This is a genomic window from Massilia sp. 9096 (genome assembly GCF_000745265.1).
Classification (GTDB): domain Bacteria; phylum Pseudomonadota; class Gammaproteobacteria; order Burkholderiales; family Burkholderiaceae_D; genus Telluria.
In genome coordinates this window covers 2444047-2470132 of sequence record NZ_JQNN01000001.1, presented here as the reverse complement: position 1 = coordinate 2470132, position 26086 = coordinate 2444047, and the positions used below count along the sequence as shown (strand labels likewise).

The 26086-nt window shown below is 66.6% G+C and carries 26 protein-coding genes and 1 riboswitch; of the genes, 10 read left to right on the top strand and 16 right to left on the bottom strand.

The features are described from left to right. Positions 1–26 precede the first annotated feature (26 nt). Both FA90_RS10470 and ompR read right to left on the bottom strand, forming a co-directional pair. Positions 27–1403: a sensor histidine kinase gene (locus tag FA90_RS10470; RefSeq protein ID WP_051971689.1), complete on the bottom strand. Its 1377-nt coding sequence runs from the start codon at positions 1401–1403 to the stop codon at positions 27–29. Further along, on the bottom strand, positions 1403–2167 hold the full coding sequence (gene ompR, locus FA90_RS10465; RefSeq protein ID WP_036168551.1) for a two-component system response regulator OmpR: 765 nt from the start codon (positions 2165–2167) through the stop codon (positions 1403–1405). The genes FA90_RS10470 and ompR overlap by 1 nt, the downstream gene beginning before the upstream one ends. A gap of 216 nt (positions 2168–2383) precedes the next feature. Here ompR and FA90_RS10460 point away from each other — a divergent pair, with 216 nt between their 5' ends. Further along, complete coding sequence (locus FA90_RS10460) at positions 2384–2824, top strand: hypothetical protein (RefSeq protein ID WP_036168549.1); 441 nt, start codon at positions 2384–2386, stop codon at positions 2822–2824. Between the two features lie 247 nt (positions 2825–3071). On the opposite strand, the gene FA90_RS26350 is transcribed toward FA90_RS10460, so the two are convergent. The 3 genes from FA90_RS26350 to FA90_RS10450 form a co-directional block, all read right to left on the bottom strand. Continuing rightward, positions 3072–3563, bottom strand: a complete 492-nt coding sequence (locus FA90_RS26350) for a hypothetical protein (RefSeq protein ID WP_156116661.1) — start codon at positions 3561–3563, stop codon at positions 3072–3074. Positions 3564–3790: 227 nt separating this feature from the next. Next, the gene (locus FA90_RS10455) at positions 3791–4234 is read right to left on the bottom strand and encodes a GNAT family N-acetyltransferase (RefSeq protein ID WP_081933777.1); all 444 of its coding nucleotides are present in this window, start codon (positions 4232–4234) and stop codon (positions 3791–3793) included. 10 nt (positions 4235–4244) lie between these two features. Beyond that, entirely contained in the window at positions 4245–5252 is a 1008-nt protein-coding gene (locus FA90_RS10450; RefSeq protein ID WP_036175175.1) for a sodium:calcium antiporter, read from the bottom strand. A gap of 12 nt (positions 5253–5264) precedes the next feature. Further along, a riboswitch (yybP-ykoY riboswitch) is annotated at positions 5265–5438 on the bottom strand. Positions 5439–5552: 114 nt separating this feature from the next. Here FA90_RS10450 and FA90_RS10445 point away from each other — a divergent pair. From FA90_RS10445 to FA90_RS10435, 3 genes are all read left to right on the top strand, one after another. Beyond that, complete coding sequence (locus FA90_RS10445; protein WP_036168547.1) at positions 5553–6650, top strand: fumarylacetoacetate hydrolase family protein; 1098 nt, start codon at positions 5553–5555, stop codon at positions 6648–6650. A gap of 15 nt (positions 6651–6665) precedes the next feature. Then, positions 6666–6911, top strand: coding sequence for an MbcA/ParS/Xre antitoxin family protein (locus FA90_RS10440; protein ID WP_239700658.1), 246 nt, complete (start codon positions 6666–6668; stop codon positions 6909–6911). Between the two features lie 254 nt (positions 6912–7165). Then, positions 7166–7663 (top strand): chemotaxis protein CheW, encoded by a 498-nt coding sequence (locus tag FA90_RS10435; RefSeq protein ID WP_036168545.1) that lies wholly within the window; start codon positions 7166–7168, stop codon positions 7661–7663. Between the two features lie 33 nt (positions 7664–7696). Here FA90_RS10435 and FA90_RS10430 read toward each other — a convergent pair whose 3' ends face one another. From FA90_RS10430 to FA90_RS10405, 6 genes are all read right to left on the bottom strand, one after another. Then, entirely contained in the window at positions 7697–9685 is a 1989-nt protein-coding gene (locus FA90_RS10430) for an ATP-binding cassette domain-containing protein (protein ID WP_036168543.1), read from the bottom strand. 23 nt (positions 9686–9708) lie between these two features. Next, entirely contained in the window at positions 9709–10593 is an 885-nt protein-coding gene (gene prmB / locus FA90_RS10425; protein WP_036168541.1) for a 50S ribosomal protein L3 N(5)-glutamine methyltransferase, read from the bottom strand. A 22-nt stretch (positions 10594–10615) separates the two neighbouring features. Next, entirely contained in the window at positions 10616–11767 is a 1152-nt protein-coding gene (dapE, locus tag FA90_RS10420) for a succinyl-diaminopimelate desuccinylase (RefSeq protein ID WP_036175169.1), read from the bottom strand. Next, the gene (locus tag FA90_RS10415) at positions 11767–12141 is read right to left on the bottom strand and encodes an ArsC family reductase (RefSeq protein ID WP_036168539.1); all 375 of its coding nucleotides are present in this window, start codon (positions 12139–12141) and stop codon (positions 11767–11769) included. Before FA90_RS10415 ends, dapE begins: the two co-directional genes overlap by 1 nt. Before the next feature lie 378 nt (positions 12142–12519). Then, on the bottom strand, positions 12520–13089 hold the full coding sequence (locus FA90_RS10410; RefSeq protein WP_051971687.1) for a hypothetical protein: 570 nt from the start codon (positions 13087–13089) through the stop codon (positions 12520–12522). A gap of 108 nt (positions 13090–13197) precedes the next feature. Next, positions 13198–13551 (bottom strand): hypothetical protein, encoded by a 354-nt coding sequence (locus FA90_RS10405; RefSeq protein WP_036168537.1) that lies wholly within the window; start codon positions 13549–13551, stop codon positions 13198–13200. Positions 13552–13828: 277 nt separating this feature from the next. Between FA90_RS10405 and FA90_RS27690 the strand changes: the two genes are divergently transcribed. From FA90_RS27690 to FA90_RS10385, 4 genes are all read left to right on the top strand, one after another. Next, a complete protein-coding gene (locus FA90_RS27690) occupies positions 13829–14056 on the top strand; it encodes a helix-turn-helix domain-containing protein (RefSeq protein ID WP_036168536.1) in 228 nt (75 codons plus the stop codon). 362 nt (positions 14057–14418) lie between these two features. Next, positions 14419–15636 carry a hypothetical protein gene (locus tag FA90_RS10395; protein ID WP_239700655.1) on the top strand — a complete coding sequence of 406 codons (1218 nt, stop codon included), beginning with the start codon at positions 14419–14421 and terminating at the stop codon, positions 15634–15636. A 1-nt stretch (position 15637) separates the two neighbouring features. Next, positions 15638–16084, top strand: a complete 447-nt coding sequence (locus FA90_RS10390) for a phosphate ABC transporter substrate-binding protein (protein WP_239700652.1) — start codon at positions 15638–15640, stop codon at positions 16082–16084. Further along, positions 16081–18846 carry an EAL domain-containing protein gene (locus tag FA90_RS10385; protein WP_307171157.1) on the top strand — a complete coding sequence of 922 codons (2766 nt, stop codon included), beginning with the start codon at positions 16081–16083 and terminating at the stop codon, positions 18844–18846. Before FA90_RS10390 ends, FA90_RS10385 begins: the two co-directional genes overlap by 4 nt. On the opposite strand, the gene FA90_RS24985 is transcribed toward FA90_RS10385, so the two are convergent. Next, positions 18847–21102 (bottom strand): glycoside hydrolase family 88 protein, encoded by a 2256-nt coding sequence (locus FA90_RS24985; RefSeq protein WP_051971685.1) that lies wholly within the window; start codon positions 21100–21102, stop codon positions 18847–18849. It abuts the gene before it with no gap. Between the two features lie 236 nt (positions 21103–21338). Between FA90_RS24985 and FA90_RS26345 the strand changes: the two genes are divergently transcribed. After that, entirely contained in the window at positions 21339–21485 is a 147-nt protein-coding gene (locus FA90_RS26345; RefSeq protein ID WP_156116660.1) for a hypothetical protein, read from the top strand. 82 nt (positions 21486–21567) lie between these two features. Further along, positions 21568–21846: a membrane protein gene (locus tag FA90_RS10375; RefSeq protein ID WP_036175150.1), complete on the top strand. Its 279-nt coding sequence runs from the start codon at positions 21568–21570 to the stop codon at positions 21844–21846. Between the two features lie 43 nt (positions 21847–21889). On the opposite strand, the gene FA90_RS10370 is transcribed toward FA90_RS10375, so the two are convergent. The 4 genes from FA90_RS10370 to FA90_RS10355 form a co-directional block, all read right to left on the bottom strand. Next, the gene (locus FA90_RS10370; protein WP_036168533.1) at positions 21890–22777 is read right to left on the bottom strand and encodes an SMP-30/gluconolactonase/LRE family protein; all 888 of its coding nucleotides are present in this window, start codon (positions 22775–22777) and stop codon (positions 21890–21892) included. Then, positions 22770–24191: an MFS transporter gene (locus FA90_RS10365; protein ID WP_036168531.1), complete on the bottom strand. Its 1422-nt coding sequence runs from the start codon at positions 24189–24191 to the stop codon at positions 22770–22772. The genes FA90_RS10370 and FA90_RS10365 overlap by 8 nt, the downstream gene beginning before the upstream one ends. 85 nt (positions 24192–24276) lie before the next feature. Next, the gene (kdgD, locus tag FA90_RS10360; protein ID WP_036168529.1) at positions 24277–25188 is read right to left on the bottom strand and encodes a 5-dehydro-4-deoxyglucarate dehydratase; all 912 of its coding nucleotides are present in this window, start codon (positions 25186–25188) and stop codon (positions 24277–24279) included. A gap of 95 nt (positions 25189–25283) precedes the next feature. Further along, positions 25284–26033 (bottom strand): FadR/GntR family transcriptional regulator, encoded by a 750-nt coding sequence (locus FA90_RS10355; protein WP_036168527.1) that lies wholly within the window; start codon positions 26031–26033, stop codon positions 25284–25286. Between the last annotated feature and the right edge of the window lie 53 nt (positions 26034–26086).

Here is a 26086-nt window from a genome sequence, read left to right as displayed (position 1 = left end):
AGAACGGCATCGTCACTGCGCCAGCATCACTGGGCCAGAGGCAGGGCAAACTGCAGCAGCAAACCGCCGCCTTCGCGGTTCCGGACCGCCAGCTCGGCGTTGTGGCGCGCGATCACGCGTTCGACGATCGCCAGCCCGAGGCCGGCGCCGTTGGCCTGCCCGCGCGCGCTGTCCAGGCGCGTGAAGGGACGCAGCAGCAGCTGGATCTGGTCGTCCGGGACGCCGACACCGTGGTCGCTCATCTCGACCACCGCGCGCTTGCCGTGCGCGGTCATGCGCACGTGGCAGGCGATGTCGATTTCGGCCACGTCCTGGCCCGGCGTCTTGCCGTATCGTCGCGCGTTCTCGATCACGTTATTGATCACGCGCCGCAGGTCGGTCGGGTTGCCCAGCACGTGGATGTCGGGATCGACGTCGACCGTGGTGCGCACGTCGCTCAGGCGGTCGGCTTCGCGCGCGCAGCCCTCGAGCAGATCGGACAGGTCGATCGGGGTGAAGGTCGCGCTCTCGGTCGGACGCGCGAAGTCGAGGAACTGGCCGATGATCGCGTCCATCTGCGCGATGTCGGACTGCATGCCTTCGCGCGCGTCCGTCGACAAATTGGCCATCTCGACTTCGAGCTGCATGCGCGCCAGCGGCGTGCGCAAGTCGTGCGAGATGCCGGCCAGGATGATGGCGCGGTCCTTTTCCAGCTGCTGCAGGTCGCCGACCATCTGGTTGAAGCTGCGGTTGGCCTCGATGATTTCCTTCGGCCCCTTTTCGGGCAGCGGGGCGGGCGGTTTGCCCTGGGCGATCGCGCGCGCGGCCGCGGACAGGCGCGCCAGCGGCAGGTTGACCAGGCTCGAGATCAGCGCCGCGCCCAGCAGCGAGAGCGCGCCGACCACCGTGCCCCAGCCGACCCACTGCACGCGCGTCAGGCCGGCCAGGCGGTCGCGCTCGAGCATCAGCCAGTACTTGTCGCCGTCGATGTCGAAGCTGACCCAGAAGCCGGGCATGTCGTTGACGCGGCGCGAGAAGCGCGTGTCCTTGCCGAGCTTGTCGCGCACGCGCGCGGCGATGTCCGGCATCAGCGGGGTCGAGGGCGGCGGGTCGACCTTGTCGGTCGGCTCCAGCGTGAGGATGCGGATGCCTTCGTTGGAGACCAGTTCGAGCAGCAGTTCCTGGCGCAGGTCGGGCGCGGAGTGCGTCAGCGCGGCCTTGGTGATGGTGACCACCGAGACCAGCAGCTCGGCGGTCTGCTCGACCTGCGGGCCGCGCTGGAACACGTTGATCATGCCGATCCACGACGCCATCGACAGCGTCGTCAGGAACGACAGCAGCAGGAAGGTGCGCCAGAACAGGCCGCTCCAGAACCAGCCCAGCAGGCGCGAGCGGCGCCGCCTTTCGGTAGCGGGTGCGAACACTAGCGTGGCTGGCCTTCAGGGATGAACACGTAGCCCAGGCCCCACACCGTCTGGATGTACAGCGGGCTGGATGGATCCGGCTCGATCAGCTTGCGCAGGCGCGAGATCTGCACGTCGAGCGAGCGGTCGAACACCTCGTATTCGCGGCCGCGGGCGAGCTCCATCAGCTTCTCGCGCGACAGTGGCTGGCGCGCGTGGCGCGCGAACACCTTCAGCACCGAGAATTCGCCGGTGGTCAAGGGCACGGTCTCGCCGTTCTTCTTGAGAGTGCGGGTGCCGAGGTCGAGCACGAAGTCGCCGAACTCGAAGGTTTGCGGGGTCTCGCTCGGCGCGCCGGGAATCTCGTCCGGGCCCTTGCGGCGCAGCACGGCGTTGATGCGCGCCACCAGCTCGCGCGGATTGAAAGGCTTGGGCAGATAGTCGTCCGCGCCCATCTCGAGGCCGACGATGCGGTCGACGTCTTCGCCTTTCGCGGTCAGCATGATGATCGGGGTCTGGTCGCCGGCGCCGCGCAGGCGGCGGCAGATCGACAGGCCGTCTTCGCCCGGCAGCATCAGGTCCAGCACCAGCAGGTCGTAGCGCTCGCGCAGCCACAGCTTGTTCATGGCCGGCGCGCTTTCCGCGGTCACGACCTGGAAGCCCTGCTCGGTCAGGTAGCGCCGCAGCAGGTCGCGCAGGCGTACGTCGTCGTCCACCACCATGATCCTCGCGGCGTGGCCATTGTTCGCGCCGGTGCTGCCGGCATTGGTACTCGTTGCATTCATGTGTCTGTCAGGATTTGTCAGATTAATGTCGCTATGGTAACGTCACTGCGCCGAGGGAATAGTCCTTATCGCTGTGCCATTACATTGTGTTACAAACTTTACCCAATCCGCCTTATACCGATCAGGGATTCCACATACACTGGACTCATCGAATCACGCATCACGCATCATCCATCACAGCTTAACGACTTACTTGGCATCGCGGAAGAGGGACACATGAATAGCGCGTTCAACGACAAGCAGGCAGGCAAGGGGGCGGGGCAGCTGCCCCGCCACACCCTTCGCGCCGCGCTGGCGTGCGCCCTGGTCCTCGGCGCCAGCGGGGCCGCGCTGGCCCAGCAACACGGCGAGCGCGACGATGGCGCCGGCTACGGCGGCGCTTACGGCAACGGCCAGCCGCAGGGAGAGCGCCACAACGAGCGCTTCCGTTTGCCGCAAATGGGCGATCCGCGCCAGCAGGAAGCGCAGGCGCGCGGCTACGACGACCCGCGCCGGATGCAGCAATATCAGCAGCAAGGCTACCCGCAGCAGGGCGCTCCCCAGCCTTCTCCCGACGCGCAGCGCCGCGGCGGCGGGCGCAGCATGACCGCCGACGAGCGCGCCGAAATGCGCCGCCAGATCAACGAGGCCAAGGATTTCTATCCGCAGCGGCGCTGAGCCGGGCTGCATTGACGAGATGGACCGTGGCATCGGTTCGCGTTGGAACAGGCTGCAATCGAGCAGTTGCGGACGGTCGGCCTATCGCTAATGCCGAATGAAACCCGGCCGATGACACTCGACTTGATCGTGAGGCCGGACTTTGGGTCGAACGCATAAACTCCACCCAGCAAGAAACTGAAACGTGCTGTCGAAGCCACGCCAAGGTCTTGGAGTGTTGCGGTCACCATAAGATGCAAACAGTTGGCTAAGACTGCACTTGTGCCAGTGAGTTATGCGTGATTTCGTTGTCCTCCAGCTGAACAATCACGGAGCCCCAGTCCAGTTTTAGACAACGTAAATCTACACAAGGTAAGTCATGAGGCAGTAAAAAATAGCTAATTCCTCCTGGCGCATAACCAAGTGCACTCCGGCTCAACTCCACAAGTTCGCCACATTCATAACCTGCCACGCGCATTGCGTTAAAAAAACGTTTTGTGCCACTATGAATGGTTTCTGAATACCTCGCTAAATCGACCGCGTTAGATATCGAGACATCCAGCAACCTTGGATAGTCCGGCCCATTCAATCGGCGGCTTTTGGCTGTCTCTGCATCACACCCGGCCATAAAATCTTGTGTGACCTCGACGTTTTTCCAAACGCTGGCGTCGGCATTATCCAGCCAATCACCTGGTGAGAAGACTTGTATCGTTGCGGACGACGATGTGACTTTGAGTACGCCGATGATAAAGGTGTACATTTGTTCTCCTGCGCATTAACCCAAGGTTAAGCGAAAGGTATGGGTCAAGGAATCCTTTGCGGTTCTCTCAGCACACCGAGGTGCTTCCCTAGCGGCCGTCGCTAAAATCGGCGGGCGATACCAGGCACTTTTTAAATGTCCGCTTCCGGCCGCACTCGGCAGTTCGCCAAGCTCGGTCTACCCTCCGAGCTTCTCAAAATCCGATCGCCGGGTTTTGACCGGTGCACTCAAGCCGCAGCAGCCGCTTCGGGCGCACGGAACCGCCGCACCGCCAGCACCCGCTGTCCCTGGGCCAGGTAGCCCGCCAGACGCTGCGCCAGGAACGGCGGCAGCGCTTCCGGCGTGGCGCGCGCGAAGCCGGCCTGCCCATAGAAACCCACCAGATGATCGTAGGGCAGGCACCACGCTTCGCCGCGATCGAGGTACGGCGCGCAGCGCGCCAGCAGGGCGCGTCCGATGCCCTGGCGCTGGTGGCGCGGGTTCACCTGCATCCCGCGCAGGACGATGACGCCGTGTTCGAAGCACAGCCGCACGGCGCCGGCCAGCGTGCCGTCCACGCGCGCCGCCAGCACCAGGTCGTCCATGGACGCACCCCCGCCATAGCCGCTGGCCGCGTAGAACGCCCGGACCAGGTCCAGCTGCGCCTGCGGCACGACGTCGGTCGTCATCATCGTATGCGCCTCAGTGCCGCACCGTCAGGAGCAGCCCGATCCCGAACAGGCCGTACAGCAGGCCGAACATCGCGAAGCGGCGCGGCGTGAGGCGCTCGCGGCGGATGAACCAGTACAGGCCGGCGATCGAGAGCATCGTCACCGCGCCGGCCCACAGCAGGCTGGCGTCAAGCAGCCACGGCGTGAAAAACAGGCCGAGCGCGCTCGGGATCGTGGCCTGGATCATCATCGCGCCGCTGATGTTGGCCAGGGCAAGGTCTGGCTTGCGCTGGCGTACCCAGATCACCGCGTTCAGGGTCTCGGGCAGCTCGGTTGCGATCGGCGAGAGCAGCAGCGCGACCATCTGCGCCGGGAGGCCGAGCAGCGGGCCGATGTCTTCCAGGCGGTGCACGAACAGTTGCGAGGCGATGAAGATGACGACCAGCGCCAGCACGGTCTGCAGGATGGCCCAGCCGGCGCCCGGGTGATCGGCGTGCGGGCGCAGCTTGAGCGGCTCGAGGTCTTCGGGCGCGGCGCATTCGCCTTCGGCCGACATCGACTTGCGCACGTAGGCGCCGTAGGCCAGCAGGAAGGCGATGCCGAGCCAGGGCTTGAATGCGAACGCGACCAGGCCGAGCGCCAGCTTGAACACGAAGATGCACATGAACCAGCGCTGGTCGCGCGCCAGCATGTCGCCGGTCGAGCGCATCACCGCCGGCCAGCGCATCTTTTGGCCCGGGCCCAGGCTCAGGTAGGTCAGGCCGACCACGGCGTAGGCGATGGTCGCCAGCACCAGCGGCCCGCCGAGCGCGGCGCCGACGCCGATGTCCTGGGAGGCCGGGTTCTTGCCGAAGGCGACCGCAACTAAGGTGACCACGCTTTCCGGCAGCGCGGTGCCGAAGGCGGCCAGCACGGTGCCGGTGGCGTTCTGGGTCAGTCCGAAGCGCTGGCCGATCCATTCGACGCCGTTGACGAAATATTCGCAGGACCAGTAGATGGCGGCGGCGGACAGCAGGAGCAGGAAGATGGTGAGAGTCAGGTGCATGTCATCGATTCGAGGCCGGACGCATACCGATGACCAGGGCGCCCGTCCGGCCAAGGAAGGCGTCATGATCAAAGGTCTTGCCAAGTATCGAACCGCGGACGCCATGGCCGATGGTGGCCAAGTATGTTGACGTCAGCCCTTCCCGAGGCGGGAAGGAGGCTACTCCCCAATGAAGGCGCGCATCTTATCACAGCCCATCGACATTTCCTATCGCTAAGGTAGGGAAGGGCTATGCGCTGGTAGAATCAGTAACGGAACATGACCCACGCACCTCATTCACAGCAAGGAGACAAGATGGACAGCAATCGTCGCAACCTGCTCAAGGCCAGCGCTTCGGCCGCGGTCGGCAGCCTGATGACCGGCATCGGCGCCAACGCGCGCGCGCAGGACGGCGCCGCCGGACCGCAGATCAACGGCGCCCAGATCAAGTCGGTGCCGCCGCTGGCCGCCAAGGTCGGCATGCGCCTGGCCACCTGCGCGCTCGGCCCGAACGGCACGCCGGGCGTGGTACTGGTGCTGGACGACGGCAAGCTGGTCGACCTGCGCGCCGAGGCCGCGCGCCAGAAGCTGGGCCTGGGCTTCGACCCGGGCTCGATGCTGGAGCTGATCAAGAGCGGCAACGCCGGCTTCGACAAGCTGCGCGCGCTGGCGCAGCGCGCCGCGCACGACAAGGCCGGCCTGCTGCCGCTGGAAGGGGCGCGCTTCCTGTCGCCGATCCCGCGCCCGGACCGCAACATCTACTGCGTCGGCTGGAACTACCTCGACCACTTCGAGGAAGGCAAGAACGCGCGCGCCGACAAGCACGTCGAAACGCTGCCCGACCACCCGGTGTTCTTCACCAAGGGCACGCACACCATGAACGGCCCGTTCGACCCGATCCCGCAAGACACCAGCAACTCGACCCAGACCGACTGGGAAGCGGAACTGGCGATCGTCATCGGCCAGCGCGGCAAGAACATCCCGGAAGAGCGCGCGCTCGACTACGTGTTCGGCTACTCGGTCTACAACGACACCACCGAGCGCGACATCCAGCAAAAGCGCCATGGCGGCCAGTGGTTCAAGGGCAAGAGCATCGATGGCCATGGCCCGATGGGACCGTGGATCGTCACCGCGGCCGGCGTCAACCTGGACGACGCGCGCGTGATCTGCCGCGTCAACGGGGTCGAAAAGCAGAACGCCAGCTACAAGCAGATGTACTTCAAGGTCCCGCGCATCATCGCCGAACTCTCGCGCGGCATGACGCTCGAGCCGGGCGACATCATCGCCACCGGCACCCCGTCGGGCGTGGGCTTCGCGCGCAAGCCGCCGGAATTCATGAAGAATGGCGACGTGATGGAAACCGAGATCACCGGCATCGGCATCATCCGCAACACGATCCGCGCCGAGTCTTGAGTGTATGATGCGGCCATGAGCACCATCGACCCCCTCAATCCCGACGCCATGGCCGCGCTGCAAGCGCGTTTCCAGGCGCAGTCGCGCCGCGCCCAGGGCTATTACAACGTGATGCACGAAGCGCGCCGCATCGCCGGCGGCGACGATGCCGCCAACGACTGGATGAACGCGGCGCTGGCCGAGTTCGACGGCAAGACGCCGGCCCAGCTGGTCGACGCCGGCCAGGAAGAGCGCGTGCTGGCGTATTTGCGCGCGCGCTGAAGCAATGACGCGCTCTGCGCCCGCTCGCGGCCAGCCTCCCGCAGCGCACACTGCGCCGCATGCGGAGGCCGGCCGGCGAGCAGGCGGTGCAGCCGGCGGTACATCGTCGATCCTTACGTTCGCGTAAAACACAGCCGATTGTACGTTTGTTGCAATCGATTGCAAAAATCGTGGCCTTTGTAAAATGTTGACTGCAATCAACGGTTTTCGGGCGTGACAGCTTTAGCATGGCAGTCTCACACAAAGGATTCGCCATGCATGCCGACAGCCACGGACCGACCCGTACGATGCAGTTCCTGAGCTTTACCCTCGGAGGCCTCGAATATGGCCTGGACTTCGCCAAGGTGCAGGAGCTGCGGGTGCTCAAGGCGCTGGAGCGCTTCGCGGCAAGCCCGAGGGCCGGCGGCGAAATCATCGGCGGCGTGGCCGTCTCGCGCGGCGTGATCATGCCGCTGGTCGACATGCGCGCGGCCTTCGGCGCCAGTCCTGACGCGCCCGACCCGATGACCGACGTGATCATCGTCAAGCTCTCGAATTGCCTGATGGGGATGGTGGTGGATGGCGTGACCGGCGTGGTGTCGTTCACGCCCGAGCAGATCGCGCCGGTGCCGGGGGCGCAGGGCGCCGAGCGCGCCAGCGTCGATTACCTGATCGGCCTTGGCCAGAGCGGCAACCGGCGCCTGATCCTGCTCGACATCGACCGGCTGATGTCGGTCAAGCGGCCGGCCGACGAGCCGCGCCAGGTGGCCTAACGTGTTTTTTCTGGGGATGCAACGCGCAGTAGGCTAGAGCGTCTCCAACTGTTCCTGCAGCTCGAGCCACTCCTCTTCCAGCTTGCCGAGGTCGCGCGTCAGGAAAGCCTGGTCGGCCACGAGGTTCTTCAGCTCGTCCTTCTTGTCGGCCTCGTAGATGCCGGGTTCGACCAGGCGTGCGTCGACGTCCGCCTTCTTCGCGTTCAGCTTGGCCATCTGCTCTTCCAGCCGCTTGATGCGGTTCTCGAGCGGCTTCTTGAGCGCCGCCATGCGCTGGCGTTCCTCGGCTTCCAGGCGCTTCTGTTCCTTGCGGTCCACGGCCGGGACCGGGGCTGCCGCCACGCCGGCCGGCTTGTTTGGCGCCGCCGCGTCGCCGGACGGCAGCGGCGTTGCCGCGCCATCCTTGGCCAGCTTGGTCTGGAACAGCCAGTTCTTGTAGTCGTCCAGGTCGCCGTCGAAAGGCTGCAGGCGGCCGTCGGCGACGATGATGAACTGGTCGGTGGTGGCGCGCAGCAGGTGGCGGTCGTGCGAGACCACGACCAGCGTGCCTTCGAACTGGGCCAGCGCCAGCGTCAGCGCTTCGCGCGTTTCCAGGTCCAGGTGGTTGGTCGGTTCGTCCAGCAGCAGCAGGTTCGGGCGCTGCCACACGATCAGGGCCAGCGCCAGGCGCGCCTTTTCGCCGCCCGAGAAGGGCTTGATCGGACTGCTTACCATGTCGCCCGGGAAGTTGAAGCCGCCCAGGAAGTTGCGCAGCTCCTGCTCGCGCACGGTCGGCGCGATCTTTTGCAGATGCCACAGGGGCGATTCGTCGTGGCGCAGCATCTCGACCTGGTGCTGGGCAAAGTAGCCGATCACCAGGCCCTTGCCCAGCGTCGCCTTGCCGGTCAGGGGCGCGAGCTCGTTGGCGATGGTCTTGATCAGCGTGGACTTGCCGGCGCCGTTCACGCCCAACAGGCCGATACGCTGCCCGGTCTGCAGCGAGAAGTTCACGCGCTTGACGATCACCTTGCCGTCGACCTTGTCGCCATGGGCGTCGAGGATCGGATAGCCGGCGTCGACGTCTTCCATCACCAGCAGCGGATTCGGCGCCGAGACGGGGTCGCGGAACTCGAACGAGAACTCGGCCGCCGCGCGCAGCGGCGCCAGCTCTTCCATCCGCGCCAGCGCCTTGATGCGGCTTTGCGCCTGGCGCGCCTTGGTGGCCTGGGCCTTGAAGCGGTCGACGAACGATTGCAGGTGCGCGCGCGTGCGCTGCTGCTTCTCGAACGCGGCCGCGGCCAGCACCATGTGCGCGGCGCGCTGGCGTTCGAAGCCGCTGTAGTTGCCCGAGTAGCGCTTGAGTTTGCGCTCGTCGATGTGCACGATCACGTTGACGATCTCGTCGAGGAAGTCGCGGTCGTGCGAGATGATGATCAGGGTGCCCTGGTAGCGCTTGAGCCAGTCCTCGAGCCAGATGATGGCGTCCAGGTCGAGGTGGTTGGTGGGCTCGTCCAGCAGCAGCAGGTCGGACGGGCACATCAGCGCCTGCGCCAGGTTCAGGCGCATGCGCCAGCCACCCGAGAAACTCGCCACCGGCTGCTGCATCTGTTCGAGCGAGAAGCCCAGGCCGATCAGGAGCTGCTCGGCGCGCGACTGCACGGTGTAGGCGTCGGCGTCCGCCAGGTGCGAGTGCACCTCGCCGATGGCGATGCCGTTATCAAGCGTGTGGGGCATCGCTTCGAGCTGCTCCAGCTCGGCCTGGAGTTTGCGCAGGTTGACGTCGCCGTCGATTGCGTACTCGATGGCGGCGCGGTCCAGCGCCGGGGTTTCCTGGGCCACGTAGGCCATGCGCCAGCGCTGCGGGAAATCGATCTCGCCGCCGTCCGGATGCAGTTCCCCGCGCAGCATGGCGAACAGGCTCGATTTGCCGGCGCCGTTCGCGCCGATCAGGCCGATCTTGTCGCCGGGGTTGAGGGTCAGGTCGGCGTCTTCCAGCAGCGGCTTGGTGCCGCGCATCAGGCTGACGTGGGTAAATCGGATCATCTCTTACCTGGTCACTTAGTCGGTTACTTGGCCAGCTGCTCGGCGGTGAGCAGGAACACCGCATCGTCGCCCTGGCTGGTGCTCAGCCAGGTCAGGCCGAGATGGCCGAACGCGGCTTCGGCGAATTCGCGCTCGTTGCCGATCTCGACCACCAGGATGCCTTCGGGCGTGAGGCGCTCGGCGGCGCCGTCGACGATCTTGCGCACCAGGTCCATGCCGTCCTCGCCGCCGGCCAGCGCGATCTGCGGCTCGCGCAGGTATTCCGGCGGCAGCTTGCCCATCGAATCGGCGTTGACGTACGGCGGGTTGGTGACGATCAGGTCGTACTTCTTGAACGGCACGTTCTGGTACAGGTCGGACCCGATCGGGTTCACGCGGCCTTCGAGCTTGTAGTCGCGGATGTTGCGCTCGGCCACGGCCAGCGCATCCTGCGAGATGTCGATCGCATCGACCACGGCGTTCGGGAACGCGTCGGCCATCATGATCGCCAGGCAGCCCGAGCCGGTGCACAGCTCGAGCACGTTCTCGACGCTTTCCGGATCGCTGACCCAAGGGCTGAACTGGCTCGGGATCAGCTCGGCGATGAAGGAGCGCGGCACCAGCACGCGCTCGTCGACGTAGAAGTTGTAGCTGCCCAGCCAGGCTTCGTTGGTGATGTAGGCGGCCGGTACGCGCTCGGTCACGCGGCGCTCGACGACGGCCAGCACCTGCAGCACTTCCTCGGGCAGCAGGCGCGCATCCAGGAACGGGTCGAGCTTGTCGAGCGGGAGCTTGAGGGTGTGCAGGATCAGGTAGGCGGCTTCGTCGAAGGCTTCGGCGCTGCCGTGGCCGAAGAACAGCTTGGCCCCGTTGAAGCGGGTGACGGCGTAGCGCAGCAGGTCGCGCGGGGTCGAGAAATTGGTGGTCATGGTCGTGCCTCGCAAGAGTAGTTTAGTCCGCAGACGGGATGGTCAGCAGGCGTTCCAGCGTGCGGCGGTAGATGTTCTTGAGCGGATCGATGTAGCGCACCTCGATGTGCTCGTCGATCTTGTGGATGCTGGCGTTGGGTGGCCCGAATTCTATCACCTGGGGGCAGATGCGGGCGATGAAGCGCCCGTCCGAGGTGCCGCCGGTGGTCGACAGTTCGGTCTGCACGCCCAGCTCGTCGCGGATGCTGCCGCAGATGGCGTCCGACAGCGTGCCCTTCGGCGTCAGGAAGGGGTGGCCGGACAGGGTCCACTTCAGGTCGTAGTCCAGGCCATGCTTGTCGAGGATCGCGTGCACGCGCGCTTCCAGGCCGTCGGCCGTGCTCGCGGTCGAGAAGCGGAAGTTGAAGTCGACCTTGAGTTGGCCCGGGATCACGTTGGTGGCGCCGGTGCCGGCGGCGATGTTCGACACCTGCCAGCTGGTCGGCGGGAAGTACTCGTTGCCGTCGTCCCATTTTTCGGCGGCGAGTTCGGCCAGCGCCGGCGCGGCCAGGTGGATCGGGTTCTTGGCCAGGTGCGGGTAGGCGATGTGGCCCTGCACGCCCTTGACGACCAGGCAGCCCGACAGCGAGCCGCGGCGGCCGTTCTTGATCATGTCGCCCAGCACGTGGCTGGAGGTCGGCTCGCCGACCAGGCAGTAGTCGATCGTCTCGCCGCGTTCTTCCAGCTGCTCGCAGACGATCACGGTGCCGTCCGTGGCCGGGCCTTCCTCGTCGCTGGTGATCAGGAAGGCGATCGAGCCGGCGTGGCCCGGATGGGCGGCGACGAACTCCTCGACCGCCACCACCATCGCCGCGATCGAGGCCTTCATGTCGGAGGCGCCGCGGCCGTACAGCTTGCCCTCGCGGATGGTGGGCGCGAACGGCTGCGATGACCACTGGTCGACCGGCCCGGAGGGCACGACGTCGGTGTGGCCGGCGAACACGAACACCGGCGACTCGGTGCCGCGGCGCGCCCACAGGTTGGTCACGCCGTTCGATTCGATGGTCTCGCAGCGGAAACCGAGCGGCTCGAGCAGTTCGATCAGGGTGCGCTGGCAGCCCTTGTCGTGCGGCGTGACCGAGTCGAGCGCGATCAGCGCTTCGGTCAGGTTCTGGGTACGCGATGCCTTGGCCATCATGCGGCCTCCTTGCCGGCATCGGCAGCGAAAATACGGCCGTACTGCTCATCCGAGAAACCGACCGACAGCGGCCCGGCGCCGGCCAGCACCGGGCGCTTGATCACCGACGGGTTCTCCAGCATCAGTTCGAGCGCGCTGGCCTTGTCGACCACCTGGGCGCGGCGTTCGTCGGACAGCTTGCGCCAGGTCGTACCCTTGCGGTTGACCAGCGTCTCCCAGTCGAGCTGCTGCAGCCAGGCCGCAACGATCTCGCGTGTAAGACCCTGCTTTTTAAAATCGTGGAATTCGACGTCGCGGCGATGATCGGCCAGCCAGGTGCGCGCTTTTTTGACGGTGTCGCAGTTCGGAATACCGTAGAGGGTTGTTTTCATGACGAATCGATGCGGCCGCGCGGGCCGGCGAATGGGCTTCAGGCCGTGCTGAAGATGTTGCTGAAAAATGTTGCTGAATACGAAGGCGCGAAGGATAGCATAGCGGCTTCGGCTTGCGGGTAGTTTAGCAAGGCCGGCAAGACTCCTGGCGCGCGCCGTCTGACGCGCGGGAAGGCGGGGGACGCCATGTCCACACGCCAGGACGGCCCGGCCAGGACGGCCCGCCGCGCTTCGAGTTCGACCAGCGAGCGCTCGCGGACCGGGACGTCACGATCACCGGGCTGGAGCAGCCGCGCCTGCGCGGGGGCGTGCGCGCGCAGTGAACAGGACGAGGTTGGCCGGATTCGAAATCGGCAGCACAAAGCTGGATCGTTGCCGTCAGTCCGGCTTCTTCTCCACCCGCTTGCCGTTCAGCTCGACGGCGTCGATGACGTGGCCGCTACCGTCGGTCAGGGGGCGGCCCGGGCCCGAGGCCTCGATCTGGTCGCCGATGGCAATGCCGAGTCCGGAAAAGCGATCCGGGCGGACGTGGATGAAGTCGCCCGAATCGAGCAGCACGCCGTTGGCTTCACCGTGGCGCGCGTAATTCATGCGGATCGCCTTGCCCTTGGCGTGGGCTGGCTTGCCGCCTTCGCGGACATCCTTGCCGTCGATACCGGCCAGGCGCTTGAACTGGTAGACCGCGTGCGCGTCCTCGCCTTCCGGCCAGGGCTTGGCTTCGACGCCCTCGAGCGTCACGCGCTGGCCCGGTTTCACCTTGCCGAACGGGGTCGCATCATCGGGACCGTGGCCGAATACGAACTGCGCCGCCACGCCGTCGGCATCGATCATGACGCCTTCGATGCCGCCTTCGGGGCTGTAGATCGGATGCTCGTAGCGGCCCTCGATCGACCACACGCGGTGGTCCTGGTGGCCTTTGTCGTTCTTGTTGCTTGGTTCGTGTTTCATATTGCCTCGTAAAAAAATCGAAAACTCCCGGTGTCGTCGGACACCTGGAGGTAACGGAACTGTCAGGGGGAGCCGGCGCCGGCGCCGGCCCGGCTGCATGGACGGGCTTCAGGCGCCGGCCGGGGGCGCCGGTTGGCGTCCGTCAGGCGCCGGCGGGGCCGGCGTGCGGATGGCGTCGCCGGGTGCGCGCGGCGCCATTGGACGCTTGCCCGCACGCGGCGCAGGACCGCGCGTCTTGGCCTGGCCCGGCGCCGCAGGGGCGGGACGCATGCCGGGCGCACCCGGTTGCATGCCCGGGCCGGCGGCAGCCGGCGGAGGTGGCGGAGGTGGCGGCGCCTCGGCGCCCGCCGGCGGCGGTGCGTCGCCCGGATGCGGCGCCGGTGGGGTCATGGTCGACTGGGCATGGGCCAGATTGAAGGTAGCGGCGATTCCGGCCGCGAGAATGAGTTGCTTGATCGTCATAGTAAATCTCCTTGAATGATGTTCGTCACATCGTGCAAACAGCATGCCGATCGAATGTGGAGAAAAATTGGAGCTTTCTGCGTTATTTGATAATTGCCCGTCCGCTTCGGAGACGGCATCCGTCCGGTTGCCGGACAATGCGCCTGGCCATCCCGGTTGCCCTGCGCGACGGCCGCTTTCGCGCCGACCTGCCATACCGGCTCGACGTGCTGTCGATTCACTTGCCGGCCCTGCGCGACCGTCCGCTCGACATCTTGCCGCCGCCGATCTCGAGGCCGTGCTGGCGCCGCAGGCAAGCGCGCCGGAGCAGGGCGGCTCGAGCAACGCGCTGCCGGACGACTGGTTCGGCCGACCGCTGCCGCAGGCGGTGGAGCGCCTGGAGCGCTTGTTGCTGCAGCGCGCACTCGACGAGGCGCACGGGAACCGCACCGAGGCCGCCCGCCGGCTCGGCATCCACCGCCAGCTCCTGTACCGCAAGCTCGGTCAGTACGGACTCGACGCCTGAGGCGACAAGCACTTCGCCCTGCGTCTGCCGGACGTCGTCACGACCTTTCCCATCCCCACGCACCCGCCGGCAGCATCAGGCAGGCCGGCGAGCGGGCTATCCGGCCCTGGCAGGTGTTGTGTTCGGCTGACAATCTAAATTTTCCAAAAGAAACTATTATGTATAATCAATCAAATTCATCATTTTTGATATATTTAATAATTTTATAACGAGGTCTGTCGTATCTATGCTGCGGGGGGCGACATATCGTCAAAAGATCTCGACCTCATGCCATTGCGTACGCCTCGTAGCCGGTCCGGTCCCGCGCCGGCTTGAACTTATCGAGAACAATAATGCAGCGACGATGTCTGAACTCACGATTGTTGACTACGCTACTCGCGGTCGGATTGGGCGCCGCGGGCCTGGCCCGCGCCGACGATACGCCGACCTGGGCCTTGTCCGGATACGGAACGGTCGGCCTTGCGCACTCGAACGAGCGTAACGCCGACTACACGTCGAGCGCACTGCGCTACGGCGGCGCCGGCAAGACCAGTGCCTGGAGTCCCGACGTCGACAGCCATCTTGGCGCGCAGCTCGACGCAACCTTCGACAAACGCTGGTCGGCCGTCCTGCAAGTGGTGAGCGAGCAGAACCTGGAAAATAATTATCGTCCGCGTGTCGAGTGGGCGAATCTCAAATTCCAGGCGACGCCGGAGCTCGCGTTGCGTCTCGGGCGCATCGCCTTGCCCGTGTTCCTGTGCGCCGATTATCGCCAGGTCGGCTACGCCTATCCGTGGGTGCGGCCGCCGGTCGAGAGCTATGGCGGCATGCCGATCAGCAGCAGCGACGGCATCGACGCGACCCTGCGCTGGAATGCCGGTCCGGTTCACAACGCCTCGCAGTTCCTGTTCGGCCATGACAGCCTGGCCCAGGTCGCGCCGGTCAAGGGCAAGGCCACCCGTATCGTCGGCATCAGCAACACCAGCGACTGGGGCGCGCTGACGGTCCACGCCACCGTCGTCGGGGCGGAACTGACACTGGACATCGGCGCACCCCTGTTCGCCGGCTTCGATGCCTTTGGCGCACAAGGAGAAGCGATCAGCGCCGACTATGCGATCGACCACAAATACGTGAGCATCGCCAATATCGGCGCCAGCTACGACCCGGGCGCCTGGTTTGTGATGGGCGAATTGAGCCGCACGCATACCCAATCGCTGCTCGGTCAGACCCGCAGCGGTTATGTCACCGCGGGCTTGCGCAGCCGTGCGTTCACGCCGTATGTGACCTACTCCCAGGTGCGTTCGACCGGCCCGGTCAAGGCGGACGGTCTCGCGCTCGGCGCCCTGCCGCCAGGCTACCAGCAACAGGCCGCCGCCCTCAATGCGGGCCTGGACGCGACGATCGCGGCATCGATTCCGCAACAATCGACGATCAGCACGGGCCTGCGCTGGGACGTGCACGACAACATCGCGCTCAAGTTGCAATACGATCGCGTGACGCCGCATCACGGCTCGGTCGGCACCTTGATCCACACGACGCCCGGCTTCGTTTCCGATCATGCGATCGGCGTCACCAGCGTCACTCTGGATTTCGTGTACTGAGATGCATACTCCCTTCAACATGTGCCACCTGGGCCGCGCAACGCTCCTCATCGCCCTGACAATACTCTGCGCGACCGCCGGCGCCGCCGACATGGTGGTGATCGTCTCGGCAAAAAGCCCCGTCTCCGTCCTGCGCTTGGACCAGGTGGCCGCGATCTTCCTCGGCCAGACTGCGCGCTTCCCGGACGGCAGCGAAGCGGTACCTATCGACCAGCGCGTGGGCTCGCCCCTGCGCGACATGTTCTATTCAAGGGTCACGGGCAAGTCCGCGGCCCTGCTCAAGGCGTATTGGTCGAAGATGGTGTTCACCGGCCGTGGTCAGCCACCATGCGAAGCCATCGACGACGCGGCGGTGCGGCGCCAGGTAGCGGACAACCCGGAGCTGATCGGCTACATCGACCGCAGCGCCCTGGATGACAGCGTACGTTCAGTTCTCGTGAGGCCATGATGCACACTTCCTTGAGGCCGGTCACCGCCGCGGCGCAAGGCAGGCGCGGCATCAAATGGCTCGGGCGCGTGCTCGAAACCCACATTTCGTTGCCGCTGTTTGCCTTGCTGCCGCTGGCGGCAATCTGGATCGCGACCCTCCATTTCATCCATATGGAGCGCAATGCGGCCGAAGGGGCCGCGCGCGAAGAGACACGCGAACAGCTCGACACCTACGAAGCGCAAATGGTGCGCAATCTGAACGCGATCGACCAGACGCTCAAGGTCCTCAGGTACGCGATCAAGATGAATGGCATCGAGCGCGCGCTGCCGGCGCTGCGCGACCAGGGCCTGCTGCCGCCCGGACTGGTGTTCCAGATCAGCCTGGTAGACCGCGACGGCAACGTTGTGGCCAGCAATCCTGTGCTCCCGGCCCGCAACGTGGCCGGCCAGGCCTATTTCGCCAAGCCGCGGGACGACGCGGGCCGCGCTCCGTATGTCAGCCAGACGATGGCCGACATGGCCGGATCCGACCCGCACCTGGTGTTCTCGCGCCGTGTCGACGATGCCGCGGGCCGCTTCGAAGGGGTGGTCGCGGTCGAAGTCGACCCGGCTTATTTCACCAGTGTGTATGACCGCGCCCGCGATGGCGACGCGGGTCTGCTGGCGCTGGCAGGCGACGACGGGGTGGCACGGGCGGTTCGCATCGGCGATACCGTATCGTGGGGGCAGACCGTCAAGCTGCAGGCTCCGGGTGGCGAGGTAACGGAGCCGCATACGCTAGGGATCGACGGGATCCCGCGTTACACCGCTACGCGCAGGCTGCACGGCTTTACCTTGTCGGCCGTGGTCGGCCTGTCGCGCGACGAGCAGATGGACGGCTTCGAGCGGCACCGGGCCAACTACATGACCGCAGCCTTTGGCGGCAGCGCGCTGCTGATCCTCGTGGTCGGACTCGTCAGCGCCTGGTCGTGGCAGCTCGCCAGGGTGCGCAGGCGCGAGCGCCAGGCCCAGGAAACGTATGCCGCCGCCACCGAAGCCAGCCTGGACGCCCTGTTCGTATTGCGCGCCGTGCGCGGAGCAGACGGCGTTGTCGACGGCTTCGTGGTGCGTGAAGCCAACTCGCGCGCGGCCCAGTTCACTGGCGTCGCGCGTGAACAGATGCTGGGCCGGACCCTGAATGAATTGCTGGCGTTTCACCGCATCGACGGGATCCACGATGAACTGCTGAAGGTCGTCAGCGACCATTGCGCCCTGGAGACCGAATGGGAAGCCACCGAAGGGCCGCACGCTGGATGCTGGCTGCAGCGGCAGATCGTGCCGGTCGAGGGCGGGGCGGTGGCCACGGTGCGCGACATCACCAAGAGCAAGCAGGCGGAACAGCGTATTCGCCATATGGCCCTGCACGACGAGCTGACCGGCCTGCCGAACCGCAGCCTGATCCGCGACAGGCTCGACCATGCAATCGGCGCGGCCCGGCAAAACGACGGCCAGGTGATGCTGGCCTTCGTCGACCTGGACGACTTCAAGCTCGTCAACGATGGCCTCGGCCATAGCGCCGGCGATGAGTTGCTCCAGGTAGTGGGCGGCCGCATGCAGTCGTGCCTCGGCCCCGACGACACGCTGGGGCGCCTGGGCGGCGACGAATTCGTGATCCTGGTGCCTGACGTGAGCGAAAGCCAGGAGACGCTGACGGCGATGCTGGAAACCATCCGGCGGGCCGTCAACGAGCCGGTCCTGATCGGAGGCCATGCGGTGCGCGTCAGTTGCAGCATGGGCGTGGTGACCTATCCGCGCGACGGCGCCGATCCGACCACGCTGATGATGAACGCCGACGCTGCGATGTACCGCGCCAAGGACTTGGGCAGCAATAATTTCCAGTTCTACCAGGGAGAAATGAACGCCAGTGTCGAGGAAAAGCTGATCCTGCTGGAGGGGTTGCCCAAGGCGCTCGAAACCACGCTGAGCAATGTGCGCCTGCAGGGCGGCGACGCGCTGTTCGACTGGCCGCACGGCCGCTTCCACCTGCTGTACCAGCCGAAAGTCGATCTGCGCACCGGACGCATTTTCGGTGTCGAGGCGCTGATCCGCTGGCATCATCCCGAGCACGGCCTGGTGTCGCCAGCGCGTTTCATCGGCCTGGCCGAGGACTCGGGCATGATTGTCGAGATCGGCGAATGGGTCGTGCGCACCGCCTGCGCGCAGTCGATGGCGTGGCGCGACGCCGGCCTGGATCCGCTGATCGTATCGGTGAACGTGTCGGCGCGCCAGTTCGAGGAGCGGCACCTCGTCGAGCGCATCGCCGCTGCGTTGGACGATACGGGCTTGCCGGCGTCAGCGCTCGAACTGGAGGTTACCGAGAGCCTGATCATGCGCGACCTGAACCAGGCCATCGAGCGCATGGGCGAGCTCAAGTCGATGGGTGTCTCGCTGTCGATCGATGATTTCGGAACCGGCTATTCGAGCCTGTCCGCCCTGAAGTCGTTCCCGATCAGCACACTCAAGATCGACAAGTCGTTCGTGCGCGATCTGGCCACCAGCTCCGACGACCAGGCAATCGTGCTGGCCGTGATTTCGCTCGGCCACCGGATGGATTTGCGCGTGATCGCCGAGGGCGTCGAGACGCATGAACAGCGTGACTTCCTGCGCATGCACGAGTGCGACGAGATGCAGGGCTACCTGTTCAGCGCACCGGTTCCGCCGGAGCGCATCGCCGAGCTGTTGCATCGGCAGCTCGAGCGGGAGCGTGCGAGCCACGAGGTCGCGCTCGATGCGCCGGTCTGATCAGCGCGGGCCGCTCACCTTCAACGGCAGCGCCGCGCGCGCCGCCACGTTGGCCACCTTGGCTTCCCAGGCCTGCGCATCCGGAAAGTCGCCGCTCTTGCTCCAGCCGCCGCCCAGGTAGTGCACCAACGGCCGGCCCGGGGTCGCGTGGCCGACCAGCAGGGCGTCGTCGCCGAGCATCGCGCTGCGGGTGCGCTGGCCAGGAATCAGCACCGCGCAGGCCGTGTGGCCGTCGGGCGATTTTTCCGGCTGCCAGTAGCTCATCCAGCCGGCGCCGTCGTTCCTGGTCAGGCGGCCATCTCCTTTGGCGTCCTTGCGCTGGGCGATGCCGACGCCGACCTCCAGCGGCGCGCCGCCGCTCGCCGCATAGACGCTCTCGACGCGCGTGAAATTGGAACCGGCGTCGATCGAGAAGCGCTTGGTCTCGGCGACGTGGCGGCCATCCGCGTTCCAGCCGTCGTAGCGCAGCTCGAAGGCGGCGCGCAGCGGGCCGTCGGCGAGCAGCGTCCAGCTGGCGTAGACCGGCGCGGCGAAGGCCTTGCCGCCGGCGAGAATCTCTTCGCCGCCGCAGCCGCGTCCGGTGCCGACGTCGTAATTGTCCAGGCCTTCGCCGTGATCCGTGTGGTACTCGCCGCGCTTGTACCAGAGGTCGACGATTGGAGTGCGCACGCGCTTGACCCAGACGTCGATGCCGCTGCCGACGTGTTCACCCGGCGCCTTGAGGATCGCCGGGCCGTACAGGCGGTGCGCGATGCGGTCGCTCTCCCAGGCGAAGTCGTCGAAGCGCTCGGGCACGTGGCGCGCGTGCACCTTGACGTCGGGCGCGGCCAGCGGCGGCAGCGCGGCGGCCGGGAACAGCAGGAAGCGCCGGCTTTGGTTCGGGCTGAAGTCGGCCTGGAACAGCAGCTTGTCGTCCAGGCGCTGGGTCGGCACGATGCGCGAGGTGTCGGCTTCCATCACGACGACCGGCGCGCGCGGCGCCTCCATCTCGATGGTCTCCTCGGCGCGGTAAAAAGCGCCCGGGTTGGCGACGTCGACCACGCGCGCGGGCGCGCGCGCCTGCACGCCCATGCGAAGCACTTCGCTGCCGGCCAGCAGGAAGGCGCCGACGCCATACACTTCGGTCGAATCTTCGGGAAAGCCGTCCGGCGCCTTGCCGATCGGCTGCACGTGGGTCAGCTTGCCGTCGGCCTGGACGCTCGCCGCCAGCGCCGTCCAGGCCTTGCGCACCACCGGTTCGAAGCTGGCGCGGTCGAGCAGGCCCTGGTTCACGCCCCAGGCCAGCGCATAGGTGAACAGGCCGGTGCCGCTGGTCTCGCGCGCCGGGTAGGCGTTCGGATCGAGCAGGCTGGCGCGCCACAGGCCGTCCGGCTGCTGCAGCGTCGCGACCTTGGCCGCCATCTCGCGGAACTGGGTCTCGAAGCGCGCGCGCGCCGGATGCTTGGCCGGCAGGTACTGCAGCGTGCGCGCCAGGCCGCCCATCACCCAGCCATTGCCGCGCGCCCAGAACACCTTGGCGCCATTGGCTTCCTTCTGGCCGAAGTAAGTCGAGTCGCGGTAGTACAGGTGCTCCTGGCGGTCGTACAGGTAGTCGGAGGTCTGCCACCATTCCTTGATTGCGTAGTCGAGGTAGCGCGCATCGCCCGTGGCCACGCTCATGCGCGTCCAGGCCGGCGGTCCCATGAACAGGGCGTCGCACCACGACCAGCGATCCTGGTTGCCGGGCGCCTTGAAGTCGAGCGTGCCGCTCCTCGGGTTCGCGAGGATCTCGTCGAAGCGGGCGCGCAGCGGCGCGATCATGGCCGGCTCGCGCAGCTGCAGGTAGAGGTCGAGGTAGGTCTGGCCGACCACGTGGTCGTCGGCGTGGTAGGGGCGCTGGCCGGGTTTGAAGCCGTTGCGCCGGCCCATGGCGACCATCGCGTCCCGATACTTGCGCGTGCCGGCCAGGTTGGACAGCGCCATGAAGCCGGCGTCGCCGACGCCCTGGGTCCAGTCGTCGCTCGCGTGGCTGCTCGGGTGGGCGAGCTGCCAGTCGGCCACGCGTTCCATCGTCGCCAGCACCGCGGCCGGCGCCAAGGCATCGGCGCCGGTCGCTGCCGGCGCGGGCATGGCGCTGAAAGCGGCGTTCGTAGCGGCGTTCGTAGCGGCGTTGGTATCGGCGCCGGTGGTGCCGCAGGCGGACAACATGGCAAGGCCCACGAAGAGGGCGGCGGGCAGCACCGGCAAGCGGGCGCTGGATGGCAGGCGGGTCGTCATGGGCATGTCTCGTTATCTTGTTGTGGTACGGGAAAACCGTTCAGAGGATGATACGCGCGTCGAGCCGGGCCGCGGCGCGGGTGGCGGGAAACTTTACAGTCGTGCGGGCTCGTTTGTGACTTGTGCGCATAAGTCGTTGAATACAAAGGGACGTGTCGTGTTGGCATGGCGATTGCTCAGTCAGCTGTGAGACGTCATCGATATGCCGATGACACAAAATATCCGAGGAGACAGCCATGAACTCTACGATGACGAATCGCGCTGAACGCGACAAATCCGGGCGGCGCAAATTGAACAGGTCCGTGTTTCTGGGCCTGTGTCTGCTGGCGCTGACGCCCTTGCTGTTTTATGGGACGGTTGCGCTGTTCTTCTACCAGCGCTAGCCGAGCGACTTTCATTCGCTCTTGCAGCCACCGCTTTCGCCCGCACATCGGTGTCCTGATGGCCGATTGCCTGGAGATCGCGGTGAAAAAACTGTTCTTGCTGGTCTGGCGTATGAGCAAAGTGGATTTGCGCCTGTTGTGGTTCGCGCTGCGGCACGACCAGCGTCCCGGCTGGCTGCTGCCCGCCACCGGCGCGCTGCTGCTCTACGCGCTGGCGCCGTTCAACCTGGCGATCCCGGCCCTGGGCGTGGTCGACGACTTGGTGCTGGTTCCCCTGGCGCTGCACACCCTCCTCAAACTGCTGCCCTTGCCGATCGCCGAAGGATTCGCGCGCAGGCGCGGCGCGCGCCGCTTCGCCTGACCGATCGACATGCCGCCCGGCCCCGCGCGGCGCAGGGCGCGCCTCAGCCGGCGAACATGGTTTCAAGCAGGCCCTGCACGCCAGGGCGCAGCAACACCACTGCGCCGGCGTCCGGATCGTCCTGCCGCCCCGGCGCCGGAATCGAGGTGACCAGCAGGGTGTCGAGGTCCGGCCCGCCGAAGCAGGGCATCGACGGCTTGGCGAAGGGGAGCGGCAGCTCGCGGTCCAATTTGCCGGCCGGGGTGAAGCGCAGCAGGCTGCCGCCGTCGTTGCCGGCGACCCAGTAGCAGCCGTCGGCGTCGACCGTGGCGCCGTCGGGGCGGCCGACGTAAGCGGCCATGTCGACGAACACGCGGCGGTTGCCCGGGATGCCGGCGTCGACGTCGAAATCGTAGGCCCAGACCATGCGCCGGCTCGGATGCGAGTCGGACAGGTACATCGTGCGTCCGTCCGGCGACCAGGCCAGGCCGTTCTGCGTGACCAGCCCGTCCACCAGCGGCGCCGACAGCCCGGCCTCGCGCGAGTAGCTGTACAGCTTGCCGGCCGGGCGCGCGGCCGCCATGTCCAGCCACATCGTGCCGGCCCAGAAGCGGCCCTGGCGATCGGTGCGGCCGTCGTTGAAGCGCATGCCGGGTTCCAGCTCGGGCGGCGTGGCCAGGCCCGTGGCGGCGACGCTGCCGTCATCGTCCAGGTCGAGGGCGAACAGGCCCGTCTCCATGCCGGCGATCAGCCCACCGCGCGCGCGCGGCGCGATGCAGGCGACCATTTCGGCGGCCGTCCAGTGGCGTAGCGCGCCACTGGCATGGTCCAGGCGCCAGATGCGCCGCGCCGGGATGTCGACCCAGTACCAGGCCGCTTCCTGCGCGTGCCACACCGGACTTTCGCCGACCGCGCAGCGCACCTCCAGCAATTCGATGCATGGCTCAGGCATTGACCAGCTCCTCGGGCATGCGGGCCGCCCCCAGGCGGGCCGGCACCAGGATTCTCATGATGGCCCAGGCGACCAGGTAGGCCAGGGCGCAAAAGGCGAACATGATCATGTAGCCGGTCTGGATGTCCCCGAGCGCGCCGTAATGGTCGAACAGCAGGCCGCCGATCTTGGTGACCAGCACGCCGCCGATACCGCCGGCCAGCCCGCCGATGCCGACCACCGAAGCCACGCAATGGCGCGGGAACAGGTCCGAGCTGATCGTCAGCAGGTTGCACGACCAGGCCTGGTGCGCCGACGCGCCGATGCCGATCAGGAGCACCGGCGCCCAGTAGCCGTGTTCGCCCAGCGGCTGCGCCAGCAGCACCAGCAGCGGAAAGAAGGCGATGCGCAGCATGGCTTTCATGCGGCTCTCGAACGCGCCGTGGCCGCGCTTCATGAACGCCGCCGGCCACCAGCCGCCGCCGATGCTGCCGACCATCGTCATGCTGTACAGGACCGCGAGCGGCAGCACCATGTCGGTTGCGGCCATCGCGTACTTGTCGGTCAGGTACTTGGGCAGCCAGAACAGGAAGAACCACCACACGCCGTCGGTCATGAACTTGCCGGCCACGAAGGCCCAGGTCTGGCGCAGGCGCAGCAGCGCCAGCCAGCCGGTGCGCGGCGGCGTGGCCACGGCGGGGGCGTCGTTGCAGTCGCGTGCAGCCTGGCGGCCCGGCGCGGATGACGGCGCGTCGTCGGCGCGGATGTAGTCGAGCTCCGCGCGCGACAGGCGGCGCTGGCGCGCCGGGTCGTCGAAGTACAGGAACCAGAACACGATCCACAGGAAGCCGATCGCGCCGATCCAGACGAACGCCGCGCGCCAGCCCCACAGAGCGGCGATCGGCGGCACGCTCAAGGGCGCCAGGATCGCGCCGATGTTGGCGCCGGAATTGAAGATCCCGACCGCCAGCGAACGCTCGCGCCTGGGGAAGTACTCGGCGCTGGCGCGGATCGCGGCCGGGAAGTTGCCGGCCTCGCCGATCGCCAGGATCGAACGCGCGGCGATGAAGCCGAGCACCGAGGCCGAGGCCGTGCCCAGTCCGAGCGGCGACAGCAGCGCCTTCAGGGCGTCGCCGAATTCGAGCGAATACGCGTGCAGCACGGCGCCAAGCGACCACACGCTGATCGCCAGCGCGTACGCCAGCTTGGTGCCGAGCCGGTCGACGATGCGCCCGGCGAACAGCAGCGCGATCGCATACACGAACTGGAAGGCGGCGGCGATGTCGGCGTAGTCGCTGTTGGACCAGCCGAAGGACTTGGACAGTGAGGGCGCGAGCAGGCTCAGGACCTGGCGGTCCAGGTAGTTGACGGTGGTGGCGAAGAACAGCAAGGCGCAGATGGCCCAGCGGTAGTTGCCGATGCGGTGGCGGTTCATGGTCAGGCCTTTGATTGTGTTGTGCTGACGATGCGGGCCGGCGTCTCCGTTGCCGGCCCGTTTGATCCACGGGACAGGCAGCCGCTTACTGCGCGCCCTGGGCGACGATCAGCTTGTGCAGCATGTCGCATTCCTCCGGCGTCAGGTCGGTCAGCGGCGCGCGCACCGGACCGCCGTCGTGGCCGACCAGGCGCGCGCCGGCCTTGACGATGCTGACCGCGTAGCCCGGCTTGCGGTTGCGGATCTCCAGGTAGGGCAAGAAGAATTCGTCCAGCATGCGGTTCTGGGCGGCGTGGTCGTCGGCGGCGATGGCCTGGTAGAACTGCATCGCCAGCCTGGGCAGGAAGTTGAACACGGCCGACGAGTACACCGGCACGCCCAGCGCCTTGTAGGCCGCGGCATACACTTCGGCGGTCGGCAGGCCGCCCAGGTAGCTGAAGCGGTCGCCCATGCGGCGCCAGATCTGCATCATCAGTTCGATGTCGCCCAGGCCGTCCTTGAAGCCGATCAGGTTGGGGCAGCGGTCGGCCAGGATCGCCAGCGAGGCAGGCGTCAAGCGGCACTGCGCGCGGTTGTACACGACCACGCCGATCTCGACCGACTTGCAGACGGCTTCGACGTGCGCGATCAGGCCGTCCTGGCCGGCCTCGGTCAGGTAGTGCGGCAGCAGCAGGATGCCCTTGGCGCCGAGGCGCTGGGCTTCCCGGGCGAAGGCGATCGCGCTGCGGGTCGGGCCGCCGGCGCCGGCCAGGATCGCCACCTTGCCGGCGCAGGTGTCGACCGCCGTCTTGATCACCTGCGAGTACTCGTCATGCGTCAGCGAGAAGAACTCGCCGGTGCCGCCGGCGGCGAACAGCGCGGTCGCGCCGTACGGGGCCAGCCATTCGAGGCGCTCGGCATAGGTGTCCGGGCGGAAGTCGCCGTTCGCGTCGAAGTCGGTGATCGGGAAGGACAGCAGGCCATGCGACAGGGTTTGCTTGAGTTCTTGCGGATTCATTGGAGGGCTCCAGGGATGAGGATGCGGCAATGTATGACTGATGTTGTCAGTCATCGTACGACCGCTTTCATGAAACCGCAAGAAAAAACTGGCCCTCAGTCCGCGCCGTCCTGCAGGCGTTGTTGCGCGTCGCGCAGGCGCTCGCGGCTGTTGGACAAATGGGTGCGCATCGCCGCGCGCGCCGCTTCCGGGTCCTGGCGCAGGATGGCGCGGTAGATGTCTTCGTGTTCGCGGTTCACGCGTTCCAGGTAGTCGGCCGGCTTGTCGGCGCCCAGCTCGGGCGTGTTCAGGCGCGCACGCGGGATGATCGCGTTGCCGAGCTGGCCCAGCAGGTCGACGAAATAGCGGTTGCAGGTCGATTCGGCGATCAGGCGGTGGAAGCGCACGTCGGCATCGACGAAGCTGCGCCCGGTGCGCAGCGCGCGCTGCATCTCGCCCAGCGCCTCGCCCAGTTGCGTGGCCTGCTCCTCGCTGCGGCGCGACGCCGCCAGCCAGGCCGCCTCGGTCTCCATGCTGATGCGCAGCTCGAGGATGGCGAGCACGTCGCGCACCGTGACCACGCTGTCGGCGCCGATGCCCAGGCTGGGCTGGGGCGGGGTGAGCACGAAGGTGCCGATGCCGTGGCGGGTCTCGGCCAGGCCGCCGGCCTGCAGCTGCGAGATCGCTTCGCGCACCACGGTGCGGCTGACGCCGTACTCCTCCATGATCGCGGCTTCCGGCGGCAGCTTGTCGCCCGGCTTGTATTCGCCGGCGCGGATACGGCCGCTGAGCGCTTCGACCACGCCTTGCGCGAGGTTGCGGGGTTTCTTGCGGACCTGAGGCAGGAGGGTGGCTGGAGTGGTCATGCCTCTCATTATAACGACGGCGTGTACACTCCGTTGTCATTTTGAGTGGCCCG

Excerpts from the sequence above, each read along its gene's own strand:
- kdgD (WP_036168529.1), bottom strand. The coding sequence starts at position 25,188 with ATGAATCCGCAAGAACTCAAGCAAACCCTGTCGCATGGCCTGCTGTCC.
- FA90_RS10405 (WP_036168537.1), bottom strand. The coding sequence starts at position 13,551 with ATGACGATCAAGCAACTCATTCTCGCGGCCGGAATCGCCGCTACCTTC.
- FA90_RS10415 (WP_036168539.1), bottom strand. The coding sequence starts at position 12,141 with ATGAAAACAACCCTCTACGGTATTCCGAACTGCGACACCGTCAAAAAA.
- prmB (WP_036168541.1), bottom strand. The coding sequence starts at position 10,593 with ATGACCACCAATTTCTCGACCCCGCGCGACCTGCTGCGCTACGCCGTC.
- ompR (WP_036168551.1), bottom strand. The coding sequence starts at position 2,167 with ATGAATGCAACGAGTACCAATGCCGGCAGCACCGGCGCGAACAATGGC.
- FA90_RS24985 (WP_051971685.1), bottom strand. The coding sequence starts at position 21,102 with ATGACGACCCGCCTGCCATCCAGCGCCCGCTTGCCGGTGCTGCCCGCC.
- FA90_RS10440 (WP_239700658.1), top strand. The coding sequence starts at position 6,666 with ATGAGCACCATCGACCCCCTCAATCCCGACGCCATGGCCGCGCTGCAA.
- FA90_RS10390 (WP_239700652.1), top strand. The coding sequence starts at position 15,638 with ATGCATACTCCCTTCAACATGTGCCACCTGGGCCGCGCAACGCTCCTC.
- FA90_RS10435 (WP_036168545.1), top strand. The coding sequence starts at position 7,166 with ATGCATGCCGACAGCCACGGACCGACCCGTACGATGCAGTTCCTGAGC.
- dapE (WP_036175169.1), bottom strand. The coding sequence starts at position 11,767 with ATGGCCAAGGCATCGCGTACCCAGAACCTGACCGAAGCGCTGATCGCG.
- FA90_RS10365 (WP_036168531.1), bottom strand. The coding sequence starts at position 24,191 with ATGAACCGCCACCGCATCGGCAACTACCGCTGGGCCATCTGCGCCTTG.
- FA90_RS10430 (WP_036168543.1), bottom strand. The coding sequence starts at position 9,685 with ATGATCCGATTTACCCACGTCAGCCTGATGCGCGGCACCAAGCCGCTG.
- FA90_RS10460 (WP_036168549.1), top strand. The coding sequence starts at position 2,384 with ATGAATAGCGCGTTCAACGACAAGCAGGCAGGCAAGGGGGCGGGGCAG.
- FA90_RS10355 (WP_036168527.1), bottom strand. The coding sequence starts at position 26,033 with ATGACCACTCCAGCCACCCTCCTGCCTCAGGTCCGCAAGAAACCCCGC.
- FA90_RS10445 (WP_036168547.1), top strand. The coding sequence starts at position 5,553 with ATGGACAGCAATCGTCGCAACCTGCTCAAGGCCAGCGCTTCGGCCGCG.
- FA90_RS10410 (WP_051971687.1), bottom strand. The coding sequence starts at position 13,089 with ATGAAACACGAACCAAGCAACAAGAACGACAAAGGCCACCAGGACCAC.
- FA90_RS10455 (WP_081933777.1), bottom strand. The coding sequence starts at position 4,234 with ATGATGACGACCGACGTCGTGCCGCAGGCGCAGCTGGACCTGGTCCGG.
- FA90_RS26345 (WP_156116660.1), top strand. The coding sequence starts at position 21,339 with ATGAACTCTACGATGACGAATCGCGCTGAACGCGACAAATCCGGGCGG.
- FA90_RS26350 (WP_156116661.1), bottom strand. The coding sequence starts at position 3,563 with ATGTACACCTTTATCATCGGCGTACTCAAAGTCACATCGTCGTCCGCA.
- FA90_RS10385 (WP_307171157.1), top strand. The coding sequence starts at position 16,081 with ATGATGCACACTTCCTTGAGGCCGGTCACCGCCGCGGCGCAAGGCAGG.
- FA90_RS10370 (WP_036168533.1), bottom strand. The coding sequence starts at position 22,777 with ATGCCTGAGCCATGCATCGAATTGCTGGAGGTGCGCTGCGCGGTCGGC.